Genomic DNA, 13,565 nt, shown 5'->3' on the forward strand with positions numbered 1-13,565 from the left:
TTTTTCATTTTTTAATCCAATAGGCACTACCATCTTCTTTACGATCCATAAATCCGTATTCAATTAAGTAGCGTCGAATGAGAACGTAGTCTTCATGATATGTTTTTAAAACTGTGTTCAATTCTTGTTCTGTATAAATTTTGTCTTCTGAAAAGTGCTGAGCAATTTCACGTAATATCACAATTTTATGTTTTTCCTTTTTTGGAAATCTTACAATTTTCGCATGTGTACCATTTGGAAAATATTTTGCAATAAGTTCTTGTTGTTCATCATTGGTAATATTGTATCGATCATCAATCATTGTTGCGGTTGAGTGGATAGGCACAAAATCAGGAGTTTCAGTATCTTTTTCTTTTAATAATTCCATAAGAGCTAAAAAGGTCTTTGCTTGGCGTTCTTTTTCTTTCAGTGCAAAGCGATGTTGTCGAATTGTAGAGGTACTACCAATTTCAAGTTCCTTTTGAATTTCACTATCTGATTTACCAATATAGAAAAGATGTAACAAGTTACTTTGATGTTCAGTTAAACCTGTCATCTTTTTATTTAAACGAATTAGATAATTAAATACGGATTCATGTTTTTCTTTGATATGTGCTTGCATCATTTTCTTTGCTTCAAATAATTGATCGTTATGTGGATAGATGATACCTTTTTCGATTTTTTCGTTGCAAAGTAAGCAAGTATAGCAATAATCATCTTCAATATATCCATTTTTTAATTCTTGAATAGATGCATGTTCAAATAGATCTGTATCTTTCATTTTCATCACCTTTATAAACTTTTTTATATTACGTTTATTAATTTATAAACATAATATAATTTTGTTTATAAAATGTCAATTAGTTAATTTGATGTTATAGTTTTCAAACCAAATATGAGTCTGAATTAGATATGCGAGTAATTGAGGACCTGTCATTAGTTGGCCAAACCAAGGGGCTGTGAAGGAGGAGCCTCCTGATTCGATAAGTGAATCGAGTTGTTTTTTATTAAAGAACTCAAGTAATATTGAGTTTTTGCTCTGTAAGATTGAGGATAACCATTTTCCAACCCCTTCTGTATAGGCAGGATTATGTGTTTTGGGATATGGATTCTTTTTACGGTATAGAACTTCTTGAGGTAACAAATCTTCCATTGCCTTTCGTAAGACACCTTTCTCCATATTTCCTGTATTTTTTATTTCCCAGGGAATGTTCCACACATATTCGACAAGTCGATGATCAGCAAACGGTACTCGTACTTCAAGGCCTGCACGCATTGTAGTACGATCTTTTCGGTCGAGTAATGTCGGCATAAACCATGTCATATTTAAGTAAAATAGTTCTCTCCTTTTTGCATCAATGAGGGATTCATTTTCTAATATAGGGGTTTCTTTAACTGCAACCTCATAAGCATGCTGAACATATTCCTCTATGTTTAGTCTTTGCCGCCATTCTGGACGGAGTAAGTCAATACGTTCATTAGTAGATCGCATCCAAGGGAATCCCTCTGTTTCCTTAGCATAAAACCATGGATAGCCACCGAAAATTTCATCTGCACATTCGCCTGATAAACTTACTTTAAACTGATTTTTAATTTGTTTACTAAACCATAATAACGATGAGTCGATATCCGCCATTCCTGGCATATCTTTTGCATAAACAGATTCGGTCAGTTCTTTTATAAGCGTTTCTTGTAGGATCACTTCTGAGTGGTGAACGGTATGGAAGGTTTGTGACATTTTATCAATCCAGAACGTATCGTCTGAACGTTGAAAATCATTTGCTTTGAAAAATTGTGCGTTATCCTCATAATTGATGGAGTACGTATGGAGAGGGAATTGGGGAGTATTTGCAAATTTGTTTGCCGCAATGGCTGTAATAATACTAGAATCAAGTCCACCTGATAATAAAGTACAAACGGGTACATCTGAAACGAGCTGCCGTTCCACAGCATCCACGACTAAGTCTCGAACTTTTGTAACTGTATCATTAAAAGAATCTTCATGCTCTTTACTTTTTACATGCCAATAACGATTTATTTTCAGACCGTTTAAGTCATATTTTAAGAGGTGTCCAGGTCGTAGTTCTTGAATATGTTTGTATATAGTTTTGCCGGGAGTGTGTGAAGGGCCTAATCCAAATAGTTCAGCTAATCCTTCATAACTAACGGTAGCTGGAACATCAGGATGAGTAAGTAAAGCTTTGATCTCAGAAGCAAAGAGTAACTGGTTTTGTACTACACTATAATACAATGGTTTTACACCAAGTCGATCACGAACAAGTATTAAGCTTTTCTCTGTAGCATCCCAAATACCAAAGGCAAAAATACCATTGATTTTTTCCACACACTGTTCACGCCATTCTATATAAGAAACTAGTAGAACTTCAGTATCAGAAGTTGTATGGAAGTGATAACCTTTCTGTTTTAGCTCCTTTCGTAATTCATCAGTGTTATACAATTCACCATTGTAAGTAATTGTATATAGACGTTGCTCTTTTTCATAGGTCATCGGTTGTTTTCCGCCTTCAAGATCAATGATGGCTAGACGCTGATGACCAAAGCCAATGGGACCGTCACACCAAATACCCTCTGCATCTGGACCACGTTTTTGGAGTGTTTTCGTCATCGTATGTAATGAGGACAATTGGGATGATAAATCTTTTGAAAAATCACACCAGCCAGTAATTCCACACATATTTTCACATCCTTCTTAATTTGTCACTTTGCATTATATGTAAAAGTAATGAGAAAATAGCATAAAAATTAAATGAAGTTATAAAAAAATTCTGATGGAGAAAAGTAAGAGCTTTCAATATTTTCACTTTACGTTTGCATGATTCTCTTTTGGCACAGAAGAAAAAATCAGTTAAGATAGAATAGTTGTATATAAAGATTGAAAGGAAGTAGATTATGAGTAATAATCGTAATCAACAAATTGAGGAGATTAGCACGGCAAAATTAATGTGGCAATTAACACGTCCGCATACATTAACTGCAACATTTTCTCCAGTTATTTTAGGGACAGTCCTAGCAATGTTTGATGTACAAATTGACTGGTTACTATTTATAGCAATGCTTGTATGCTGTTTATGTCTTCAAATTGCAACGAACTTATTTAACGAATACTATGATTTTAAACGTGGTTTAGATACAGCCGAATCGGTAGGGATAGGTGGAGCGCTAGTACGACATGGAACAAAACCTCAAACTGTATTAAATTTTGCATTATTATTATATGCAATCGCTGTTGTATTAGGCGTTTATATCTGCATGAGTAGTAGTTGGTGGCTTGTAGCAATTGGTGTTGTTGGAATGGCGATTGGTTATTTATATACTGGAGGTCCATTCCCTATTGCCTATACCCCTTTTGGGGAATTGTTTGCAGGGCTTAGTATGGGATTTGCATTTGTCTTGATTTCTTATTTTATTCAAGCTGGAAGTATCAGTACGACTAGTATTCTTGTATCAATACCTGTAGGAATATTAGTTGGAGGCATTAATATGTCTAATAATATCCGTGACATTAAAGAAGATACAATCGGTGGCCGAAAGACATTAGCTATTCTCCTTGGTCGGGAAAAAGCGATTAATATGTTAGGATTATGGTTCGTAATAGCATATGTATGGATGATTGTCTTGGTTGTGATGGGTATTGTTAGCCCTTGGCTTTTAGTAGTACTGATCAGTATCCCAAAACCAATAACAGCTATTAAAAGTTTTAAACAAGGAGAAAAAGAACCAGCAAAATTGGGACTTGCTATGAAATCTACTGCAATGACCAATACTTTCTATGGTTTACTTTCATCAGTAGGCTTATTATTAAGTTATTTTTTCTCTTAATAAACATTAATCTTCCCTAGGTTTCATAAAAACAGGGAAAAAACGTAAGAAAAGAATACTTGTGTTTACTCGAATTCGCCGAGAAATCGGCGGATTTTTTTTCATAACGATAGCGTAGGTATTTATGATATGATAGTATACAATTTGTCTCAAAATTTGAAAATGGAAGAAAGGCGATTTTATGGAAGAAGTGATGAAAGAAAAACAGTCAAAGGAAAAGTTAAGCTTATTCCATTTAACATGGCCAATTTTCTTAGAAGTATTTTTATTTACGTTGATGGGTGTAGCAGATACTTTTATGCTTAGTTCCTTAGCAGATGATGCAGTAGCAGGTGTAGGTGCGGCTAATCAATTTATTCATATAACGATTTTAATTTTGGAAGTAATCGGGAACGGAGCGTCTATTGTTGTAGCACAATATTTAGGCTCAAGACGGTACGAAGAAGTTCCTAAGATTGCAGCAGTAGCTATTACTATGAATCTTACAATTGGTGTTGTATTAAGTCTATTCTTTGTGTTTTTCTCCAAGCAAATGATGACAGCAATGAATTTGCATGGAGATGTATTGAATTATGCAAATCATTACTTAGCGATTATTGGTGGAGGTATATTTCTTCAAGCATTGATTAATGCAACAGCTGCAATTGTACGTGTTCATGGCTGGACTAGACAAACGATGTATGTATCAGTAGCTATGAATGTGTTACATATTGTCGGAAACTACATTTTGATATTTGGAAAATTTGGATTTCCGCAGTTAGGTGTGCAAGGTGCTGCGATTTCTTCTGTGATTAGTCGTGCCATTGCACTTGCGGTGTTCTTTTGGTTATTGTATCAGGCATTAGAATTTAAAATGAATTTTAACTATTATTTAGCATTGCCAAAAGAATATATAAAAAAAATCTTAGGTATTGGAATACCATCAGCTTTTGAACAAGTATTGTATCAAGGGTGTCAAATAATCTTTTTGTATTATGTTACTTTCTTAGGTTCAGAAGCTTTAGCTGCACGTCAATACGCTTATAATATTTCAATGTTTACGTATTTATTTGCAATGGCGATTGGATCAGGAACTGCGATTATTGTGGGTCGGTATGTCGGAGCAAATCGCAAAGATGATGCTTACCATCAACTATGGGTTAGTGTGAAATGGGCTATTTCCTTTACACTAATAATGGTAGGAATTGCGATGATTTTCCGTTATCCACTTATGGGCATATTCACAAATAACACTGCAGTTATTAAAATAGGTACATCTGTTTTGCTATTAAGTATTTTGCTGGAGACAGGAAGAACATTTAATATTACAATTATTAATTCTTTAAGGGCTGCTGGTGATGCTAGGTATCCGGTTATTATTGGTTTTTTCTCAATGGTATGTATGAGTTTAACACTTGGATACTTATTAGTTTTCCAACTCCATTTAGGTCTCGTCGGAGTGTGGCTTGCAATTGCTGCTGACGAATGGTGCCGTGCTATCTTAGTATTTTTCAGATGGAAAAGTCGTAGATGGGAACGCTATGCACTTGTTTCTCCAAATAAAAACTAGCAGTAAATAGTAGTTATGCTGATAACAAACTTGGAAAAGAGTTAGGGATAATGACTAAGGATGTCCCATAAGAGTAAAACTTAGTTTATCCTATCTCTTTTTATTTGGTAGTTCAGTGTATACTAATGAGAGAAGAATGTTAATCGAGGTGTTTTCGTGGGATTGTCTAAAAAGGCGGCAAGTGCCAATTATATGAGAGAGCAACAAACAATTTTTGCATGCCCCGTTTGTCATGAGAACATGGCAGTCACAGATCAATGTGTCGTAACTTGCAAAAATCGACATACATTTGATGTAGCTAAACAAGGGTATGTAAATTTTATGACCCATCCTGCAACATCAATGTACGGAAAAGAGTTATTTGAAGCAAGAAAACAAATAATTGAAAGTGGACTCTATTCACCACTGCATAAAGCTATAGTAGATGTGCTAAAATCGTTTGGGCAAGATCTTACTATATTGGATACAGGTTGCGGAGAAGGTTCACACTTGGCAATGATAAAAAATCGATTTGAATATTTAACAGATAAGAAAATAATTGGAGCAGGTATCGATATCGCAAAAGAAGGTATTATTGCTGCTAGTCGAAATTATGGAGAAATTATTTGGTGTGTTGGCGATTTAGCGAATAGTCCATACCAAGCATCAAGTTTTGACGTAATTTTAAATATTTTATCTCCTGCAAATTATACGGAATTTCGACGACTCTTAAAACCAGAAGGAGTAGTAGTGAAGATTGTACCGCAAAGCGGATATCTTCAACAGTTGCGAGAACTGTTTTTTGCAAATTCCAACAAAGAATCCTATTCTAATGATCGTACGGTAGAACGTTTTAAAGAAAACTTTAGCGAGGTATCAATAGAACGTATTACACAAACTATTCAAATTCGCCCTGAACTTGTGCCAATGCTAATGCATATGACTCCAATGGGATGGCATCAAACGGCAGACGTTGATTATGTCAAAGTAACAGAAGTAACCATTGATTTGGATATTTTAATAGGAAAAGTAACTTTATAAAAGTGCTTTTAAATAATCCAAAAAATCCACAAAAGTTTAATCTTTTGTGGACTTTCTTTTTATGAGCAAATTTATACATATGAAAATAATCAAAAATGTAATAGCACCCGTCGTATCTAACAAAACATCCTGAAAAGAAGCTGTACGACCAGATGTGAAATATTGATGTATTTCATCAGCTGATGCGAAAATGAATGTTATAACTGCAGAAATAATCACTCGATGCTTTAGACGTGGTAAAGCAAAATAAACGGCTAATCCAACAGCTCCAAATGTACAAAAATGAGCCAACTTTCTAAATAAAAATTCCAAGAAATAATAATAACCTCTGGATTCCACAGAAATTTCCATACCGTAATAATGAAAATGCAGTAATGATAATAGTGGCTTTAGGGGTTCGTTTGGAAGATAATTCTGTAATGTTGGTATGATTGTTTGCTGCTCATAAATTTGACTAGATGAGATAAAAATAGCCAACATTAAAATGAGAATTGGAATATATTTTTTCATATTAAAAACGTACCACACTTATATGTATTTTTCATAGGTCTTCATATAGTTTTAATGCTTTTTTAAGGAGAACTTTAGATAATCTAGAAAAAATGATATGCTAAAACAGCACTTAATAGAATAAAGGACGTGTTAAAATGCCAGGACGTAATGATCCATGTCCATGTGGTAGTGGTAAAAAGTACAAAAAATGTTGTGCTTTAAAAGAAGCTGTAACAGTTGAAGAAGTTTATTCGGAAGAACTAGAAAGAGTTTTGCAGACTTTCTATGATGTCTATCCTTTACGAAAAGATTATAAAGATTTTAGTGAATTTGCAGATAGATGGCACAAAGCTATTGGACAATATTTAGTGGAAGATATGATTGAAGCAATCGTATTGGATTCCTTCTTTTTCCATGAGAGAACAGATATTTGGAAAGGGTATTTACAAAAAAACAAAAAGGAAATAGTGCGCCCTTCTACATTAGCTGTACTTGAAACATGGGATCATCCAACAATGATGGTAGCTAAGGTAATCGATGTTGAAGAGAAATATATGAAAGTCCAAAATATCTTAACAAATGAGATGCTCCATTTACGTCGTGAAGGTGAAAAGCCAATTCCTGTAGATGTCCATGTATTTTGCTTCATATTACCTGATGGGTCAAATAAGGAAAATCATTACCTTGCTGTATCAAGTATGATTTTCTTCCCGAAAGATCATCAAGAGGTATTCGGACAGGTAACAGCTGACTTTAAAGGACAAGATCAGCTTGATGAAGAAGCATTTTGGAAAAAACATTCTTTAAGCTTCTGGGAAAAACTTGGTGAACATGGTTTTGAAGGAGGAGAATTTACCGATTTCGAAGCAGATGTATTTTTACAAGTTCTTCATTTTTTAGAAACCCGCGGTCGTGAATATAAAACTGTATTAGATGTTGTCGAAGATTATGTTGTAGAACGTCAACCTAAAGCAAGGAAAGCTGTGGCAATTGCAGCTGGCGCCATTCGATTTGGTGGAGAAGCAGGTCTTTTTGAACCAGTTGAAATAACAGTTAAAGAATTAGCGGAAGAATTTGGCGTTTCGACTTCCTCATTAAACAAATACTATAATGAATTAAAAGAATATTACGCAGAAAAAGCATAAATCTAATAACCTGTTTTAAAATGAATTATATATTTTAAAACAGGTTATTTTTTCTGCTTTAAAACACCATAGTTCTCAATTTTTAAAAAAATTACTAAAATAGCCACTTGTTTTCTGGTCTCTTAAAATATATCATAAAGAATGAACGTTCATTCATTTTTTGTTGATTCATTACTGATAAGAGGGGATTATCAGATAAAGGGGGAGAAGAAAATGGATTTTTCGTATTCAAACAAAGTGGTTGCACTTCAGGAAAAGTTAATAGCATTTATGGAGGAGTATGTTTATCCGAATGAAGCAATATATGCTTCTCAATTGCAACAACAAGAAAATGGCTTTGCGTCTATTCCACCAATTATGGAAGAACTAAAGAAAAAGGCTCAAGAGCAGGGGTTATGGAATTTATTTTTACCAGATAGTGAGTATGGTGCAGGGCTAACAAATTTAGAATATGCACCTCTTTGTGAAATTATGGGACGGTCATTAATTGCTCCGGAAATATTCAACTGTAATGCACCTGATACAGGGAATATGGAAGTATTAGTTCGCTATGGAACAGAACAACAAAAGAAAAAATGGTTAGAGCCACTTCTAAGGGGAGAAATTCGTTCCTGCTTTGCCATGACTGAACCAGCAGTTGCTTCAAGTGATGCGACCAATATTGAAGCGAGTATTGAGCGAGATGGTGATGAATATATTATAAACGGGCGTAAATGGTGGACAACCGGTGGCGGTGATCCACGTTGTAAAGTAGCTATTTTCATGGGAAAGCATAAGGGGACAACCGCACCTATTCATGAACAACAATCGATGATACTAGTTCCCATGGATACGCCAGGGGTTAAAGTGGAACGCATGTTATCTGTATTTGGTTATGACCATGCACCAGAAGGACATGCAGAAGTAACATTTACAAACGTACGCGTACCAGTTGAAAATATTTTGTGGGGTGAAGGGAAAGGGTTTGCTATTGCACAAGGGCGTCTTGGTCCAGGTAGAATTCATCACTGCATGCGATTAATAGGTGCTGCAGAGCGTGCATTGCAGGAGATGTGTATTCGTGTACAAGAACGCACAGCCTTCCATCGTACTTTAAGTGAGCAAGGGGTTATTCGGGAACGTATTGCGGAATCACGTATTGACATTGAACAAGCACGTCTATTAACACTAAAAGCAGCTTATATGATGGACACTGTTGGCAATAAAGGGGCAAAAGCCGAGATCGCTATGATAAAAGTCACTGCGCCAAATATGGCATTACGTGTAATTGATCGAGCCATTCAAGCTTTTGGAGCTGCAGGTGTCAGTTCAGATTTTACATTAGCTGCACAATGGGCGAACTCACGTACACTACGGTTAGCTGATGGGCCTGATGAAGTTCATCGTAATCAAATTGCAAAAATGGAGCTCAAGAAGCATCAACCGAAAGTAAAGGAGCGAGTATAATGGCAGTTTTAGACTTGTTTAGCTTACATGGGAAAACGGCAATTGTTACTGGTGGTGGACGTGGTTTAGGTGTTCAAATTGCAAAAGGTTTTGCAGAAGCAGGTGCAAATGTTGTGTTATGCTCTCGTAAAGTAGAAACTTGTGAGGAAGTGGCACAAGAGCTTACGAAATTAGGCATACAAGCAATAGGAGTAGCTTGTGATGTAACGAAGCAAGAAGATGTTAATCGATTAGTCAATACAGTAATCGAAAAATTTGGCCGTATTGATATTTTAGTCAATAACAGTGGAGCAACTTGGGGAACACCAGCTATTGAAATGCCTCTTGAAGCTTGGCAAAAAGTAATTGATGTAAATTTAACAGGGACGTTTTTGATGAGTCAAGCAGTTGGACGTCAAATGATTAAACAACAATCAGGCAAAATTATTAATATCGCATCTGTTGCAGGGCTAGGTGGTACTCATCCTCAATTTTTGGACACAGTTGGATATAACGCAAGTAAAGGTGCTGTGATTACATTAACGCAAGATTTAGCAGCAAAATGGGGTCAATATAATATTCATGTGAATGCAATTGCTCCAGGGTTTTTCCCGACAAAAATGTCAGAGGTAGTTATTGAGAGGGGTCGCGAGTATATTATGCAAGCAACTCCATTAGCACGACTGGGTTCAGAAGAAGATTTAAAAGGTGTTGCGTTATTCTTGGCATCAAAAGCTTCAGATTATGTGACAGGAGATGTCATACGCGTTGATGGTGGTATGACGGCTGTTATTTAAGAGGGGGATTACTTTGTCTGATACAATTACAGTTCGTGAGGGAGAAGAATTAGATATTATCAAACTTTTTCAATTTTTGGAGCAAACTATAGACGATTTACCATCAGGAACGCTTAATATTCGTCAATTTGGAGCAGGTCATTCAAATTTAACATATGCACTGACAATTGGATCTTGGGAAGCGGTTCTTAGAAGGCCCCCTTTAGGTCCTGTTGCAGCAAAAGCTCATGATATGGAAAGAGAGTTTCAGGTATTAAAATCTATTCATCAAGTGTTTCCTGCATGTCCTAAGCCACTTGTTTTTTCTGCAGATGAATCGATTGTTGGTAGTCCTTTCTTCGTAATGGAAAGAAGGCATGGTATTGTTTTGGATACAGCTTTTCCTGAAGGTACAATCGACCGTGTGAAAAAGGCACAACAATTATCAGAAATTATGGTAGATCAACTTGTGGAACTGCATGCAATCGATTATAGAAAAACTGCATTAATCGATATTGTGAAACCAGAAGGCTTTATGGAGCGCCAAGTAAATGGCTGGATAGGTCGTTATGAAAAAGCAAAAACAGAGGATATAAAAGAAGTAACTGAACTTACAAAATGGCTAATAGAACAGTTACCTAAATCCACTGAATCTACCATTATTCATTATGACTATAAGCTGAATAATGCGATGTTCTCTGAAGATTATCAAAAGATGGTAGGGCTTTTTGATTGGGAAATGACGACAGTTGGGGATCCTCTAGCAGATTTGGGGGCTGCCTTGAGTTATTGGATGCATCCAGATGATCCCAAAATGATGCTGTATGGACTAGGAGAGCCACCAATAACTGTACAGGAAGGATTTTATACTAGACAACAGTTTATTGATCGCTATGCAGAGAAAAGCGGTCGAGATGTATCAGATATTCAATATTATTTAACATTTGCATATTTTAAACTTGCTGTTATTTGTCAACAAATTTATTATCGCTATCATCAAGGACAAACAAAGGATAAACGATTTACGCATATGGGGGAATTTGCCAAAGTATTAATATTACAAGCATTAAAATGTACGAAAAAGTAAAAAATTGCAATCCTTTATCAAATCATATAGTTTAAGTATAAGAACTGTATGTGATAGGGGTGTTTTTATGAACGAATTTAAACCATTTACCGACCAGGAATTTGATCGAATTTTTGCTGAAAAATCGAAAGAAGTAAATGATCAACTTGAAAAAGAAATTCTAATCGCAATGATTGGTGATGTGAATGCAGGAAAATCATCAACCATCAACCGATTGATGGATAATGAAGTAGCACTTGTTGGGGCAAAACCAGGAGAAACACAACAGATTAAAAAATATAGTTATCAGGATAAGATCATATTTGTGGATACCCCTGGCCTTGATGATATAAAAGCCGAGAATTCTGCAGTAACAAAGAATTTTTATCAGCAAGCTGATATAATTTTATTCTTTTTAAATGCAGCTGGTACGGTCTTATCAGATTCAGAGTTAGCTTCTTTAAAGAAAATTAGTGAAGTAAACAAAGACATCATTATTGTACTTAACAAAATTGATGCAGCTGATGATATACCGAGTCTTGTGAAATATATACAAGACCATACTAATTATGCTTATCCAGTAACACCTATTTCATCACGTACAGGTGAAAATATGGAGATGCTACAAAATAAGATTTTGGAGCTGTTAGAAAGCAAAAAAAAGGAAGTACTGATGGCCAAGCATATGGCGGATAAATCAGCGATCGCAAAGAAATGGATTCTTGCAGCGGGCGCTTCTGCAGCGGCTATCGGAGCAGTGCCTATTCCAGGGGCAGATTTTATTCCGCTAACAACTTTACAAGTAGGGTTAATGGTTAAATTATCAACACTTTATGATAAGCCTGTATCAAAAGACAGAGCAAAAGAAATGGTTATTGCTACAGTTGTGGGAAATGTCGGGAAAACGATTTTTCGGCAAATAGTCAAGTTTGTACCAGCAGCTGGCACAGTTGCTGGTGCTAGTGTGGCAGGAGCAATGACAGTTTCGCTTGGCTATGCTGTAAAATATGCTTATGAGCACGATATTGAACTGGATGCAAAGGCACTAAAACCTCTATATGATCTGTTTTTAAAGGAACAGAAAAAGAAATAAGCTAATACAATGGAACTATCAAAGAAAAACGTATGCAGAAATGTATACGTTTTTTATTTTAAAAAATGATTATTTTGTTATTGATATTGAAAATGAAAATGATTGTATCAGATTCTTTGCATAAAACGTAGAAGGATTAATGAGCCAATCAATTAGCTGTTCGGTATATTCTGATAAAAGAATATTTAGAATTTTTAGTACAATTATGTTAGAATATATTAACCTAGAATTTCCGACATGAAGGAGTAATTGAGATGGCTAGACATACCTTACAAGGAAAGTATTTTCCTTTATATGAATACCTATCAAAGCAACAAGAGAGACATGTTGTACTTACATTTGAGGAGATTGAGGGAATTTTACAAGCTAAATTACCTAAATCTGCGTATAAATATCAAGCATGGTGGGGCAATACTCGAAGTGGAACATATGTACAAGCAGCAGCTTGGCTTGAGGCGGGATTTCGAGTAGATCTTGTCCAGTTTGGTCATTGTGTTGAATTTTTAAAAGTATCGAAGGAAATATTAACAAAAAAGAAGAATAAAGTGATGAGAGAATCAATTGTTCCAAAATCAGAGCCGATACAAAATGCTATATATAAAGATCTTGAGTCCTTCCAAAAAATTATGATGAAAATGGATGCTGTCCAACAATTTTTTTTAGAAAACAATCATCGGCATTTTACCGAAGAAACAATTGTATCTCAATTTAGAGTATTTTGTGAATGGCGTCGGCTATTTGTTGGAATTGAACAAGATGTAAATTATCTAGCAAAGCAGTTAATGTATGATTTTCTTCTGGAAAAGCACCTTTTAGACCCCAAAAATACTAACATCAAACAACAAGATGCTTATACATTTTTATATGAAGATCAGATAGCAACAGGAGAGAAAATTGCAGCTATATTAAAAACATCGCCACACACCTTAACAGCTGATTTTGCTCCTAGCCAACGGAGCATGTTTTTACAGGATTGTCGTTTATTAAACGATACAAATGCCACGATTCAATATTATTTTGTTACGGAAGAACTTGCTTTTAATGTTATAGAAAAAAATTATAAGCAATATCTTGGTAGAATCCAGCTAATCTTTTTGCCTAAAGTAATTGCGGCTAGGTATTCATTACATGCATAAGAATATTTTCTAGAAGAATCGCACAACAAGTGATACGATCTCAT

General features: G+C 35.3%; 12 protein-coding genes. 9 read left to right on the forward strand and 3 right to left on the reverse strand.

Going from position 1 to position 13,565, the window contains the following annotated elements; all coding sequences use genetic code 11:
• Positions 1-4: 4 nt before the first annotated feature.
• Positions 5-760 (reverse strand): DUF2087 domain-containing protein, encoded by a 756-nt coding sequence (locus CEF14_RS15385; protein WP_102693635.1) that lies wholly within the window; start codon positions 758-760, stop codon positions 5-7.
• Positions 761-835: 75 nt separating this feature from the next.
• The gene (asnB, locus tag CEF14_RS15390; RefSeq protein ID WP_102693636.1) at positions 836-2,674 is read right to left on the reverse strand and encodes an asparagine synthase (glutamine-hydrolyzing); all 1,839 of its coding nucleotides are present in this window, start codon (positions 2,672-2,674) and stop codon (positions 836-838) included.
• 215 nt (positions 2,675-2,889) lie between these two features.
• Here asnB and CEF14_RS15395 point away from each other — a divergent pair, with 215 nt between their 5' ends.
• The 3 genes from CEF14_RS15395 to CEF14_RS15405 all read left to right on the forward strand — a co-directional run bounded on the left by CEF14_RS15395 (position 2,890) and on the right by CEF14_RS15405 (position 6,388).
• Positions 2,890-3,819, forward strand: coding sequence for a 1,4-dihydroxy-2-naphthoate polyprenyltransferase (locus tag CEF14_RS15395; protein WP_102693637.1), 930 nt, complete (start codon positions 2,890-2,892; stop codon positions 3,817-3,819).
• Positions 3,820-4,000: 181 nt separating this feature from the next.
• Entirely contained in the window at positions 4,001-5,368 is a 1,368-nt protein-coding gene (locus CEF14_RS15400) for an MATE family efflux transporter (protein ID WP_211284626.1), read from the forward strand.
• Positions 5,369-5,524: 156 nt separating this feature from the next.
• On the forward strand, positions 5,525-6,388 hold the full coding sequence (locus CEF14_RS15405; RefSeq protein WP_245890185.1) for a putative RNA methyltransferase: 864 nt from the start codon (positions 5,525-5,527) through the stop codon (positions 6,386-6,388).
• A gap of 36 nt (positions 6,389-6,424) precedes the next feature.
• Here CEF14_RS15405 and CEF14_RS15410 read toward each other — a convergent pair whose 3' ends face one another.
• Positions 6,425-6,898 (reverse strand): VanZ family protein, encoded by a 474-nt coding sequence (locus tag CEF14_RS15410; RefSeq protein WP_102693638.1) that lies wholly within the window; start codon positions 6,896-6,898, stop codon positions 6,425-6,427.
• 137 nt (positions 6,899-7,035) lie between these two features.
• On the opposite strand from CEF14_RS15410, the gene CEF14_RS15415 reads away from it, so the two are divergent.
• The 6 genes from CEF14_RS15415 (at position 7,036) to CEF14_RS15440 (ending at position 13,521) form a co-directional block, all read left to right on the forward strand.
• The gene (locus CEF14_RS15415) at positions 7,036-8,025 is read left to right on the forward strand and encodes an SEC-C metal-binding domain-containing protein (RefSeq protein WP_102693639.1); all 990 of its coding nucleotides are present in this window, start codon (positions 7,036-7,038) and stop codon (positions 8,023-8,025) included.
• 213 nt (positions 8,026-8,238) lie between these two features.
• Positions 8,239-9,471 (forward strand): acyl-CoA dehydrogenase family protein, encoded by a 1,233-nt coding sequence (locus CEF14_RS15420; RefSeq protein WP_102693640.1) that lies wholly within the window; start codon positions 8,239-8,241, stop codon positions 9,469-9,471.
• Positions 9,471-10,247, forward strand: a complete 777-nt coding sequence (locus tag CEF14_RS15425; protein WP_102693641.1) for an SDR family oxidoreductase — start codon at positions 9,471-9,473, stop codon at positions 10,245-10,247. Before CEF14_RS15420 ends, CEF14_RS15425 begins: the two co-directional genes overlap by 1 nt.
• Before the next feature lie 13 nt (positions 10,248-10,260).
• On the forward strand, positions 10,261-11,313 hold the full coding sequence (locus tag CEF14_RS15430) for a phosphotransferase family protein (RefSeq protein WP_102693642.1): 1,053 nt from the start codon (positions 10,261-10,263) through the stop codon (positions 11,311-11,313).
• Between the two features lie 67 nt (positions 11,314-11,380).
• A complete protein-coding gene (locus tag CEF14_RS15435) occupies positions 11,381-12,385 on the forward strand; it encodes a GTPase (RefSeq protein ID WP_102693643.1) in 1,005 nt (334 codons plus the stop codon).
• A gap of 254 nt (positions 12,386-12,639) precedes the next feature.
• On the forward strand, positions 12,640-13,521 hold the full coding sequence (locus CEF14_RS15440; RefSeq protein WP_102693644.1) for a DUF7662 domain-containing protein: 882 nt from the start codon (positions 12,640-12,642) through the stop codon (positions 13,519-13,521).
• Positions 13,522-13,565: the final 44 nt, after the last annotated feature.

Source organism: Rummeliibacillus pycnus, assembly GCF_002884495.1.
GTDB lineage: Bacteria > Bacillota > Bacilli > Bacillales_A > Planococcaceae > Rummeliibacillus > Rummeliibacillus pycnus.

Bases quoted from the DNA above. Each gene is read 5' to 3' on its own strand.
- CEF14_RS15395 (WP_102693637.1), top strand. From the start codon at position 2,890: ATGAGTAATAATCGTAATCAACAAATTGAGGAGATTAGCACGGCAAAA.
- CEF14_RS15420 (WP_102693640.1), top strand. From the start codon at position 8,239: ATGGATTTTTCGTATTCAAACAAAGTGGTTGCACTTCAGGAAAAGTTA.
- CEF14_RS15440 (WP_102693644.1), top strand. From the start codon at position 12,640: ATGGCTAGACATACCTTACAAGGAAAGTATTTTCCTTTATATGAATAC.
- asnB (WP_102693636.1), bottom strand. From the start codon at position 2,674: ATGTGTGGAATTACTGGCTGGTGTGATTTTTCAAAAGATTTATCATCC.
- CEF14_RS15415 (WP_102693639.1), top strand. From the start codon at position 7,036: ATGCCAGGACGTAATGATCCATGTCCATGTGGTAGTGGTAAAAAGTAC.
- CEF14_RS15425 (WP_102693641.1), top strand. From the start codon at position 9,471: ATGGCAGTTTTAGACTTGTTTAGCTTACATGGGAAAACGGCAATTGTT.
- CEF14_RS15435 (WP_102693643.1), top strand. From the start codon at position 11,381: ATGAACGAATTTAAACCATTTACCGACCAGGAATTTGATCGAATTTTT.
- CEF14_RS15385 (WP_102693635.1), bottom strand. From the start codon at position 760: ATGAAAGATACAGATCTATTTGAACATGCATCTATTCAAGAATTAAAA.
- CEF14_RS15400 (WP_211284626.1), top strand. From the start codon at position 4,001: ATGGAAGAAGTGATGAAAGAAAAACAGTCAAAGGAAAAGTTAAGCTTA.
- CEF14_RS15410 (WP_102693638.1), bottom strand. From the start codon at position 6,898: ATGAAAAAATATATTCCAATTCTCATTTTAATGTTGGCTATTTTTATC.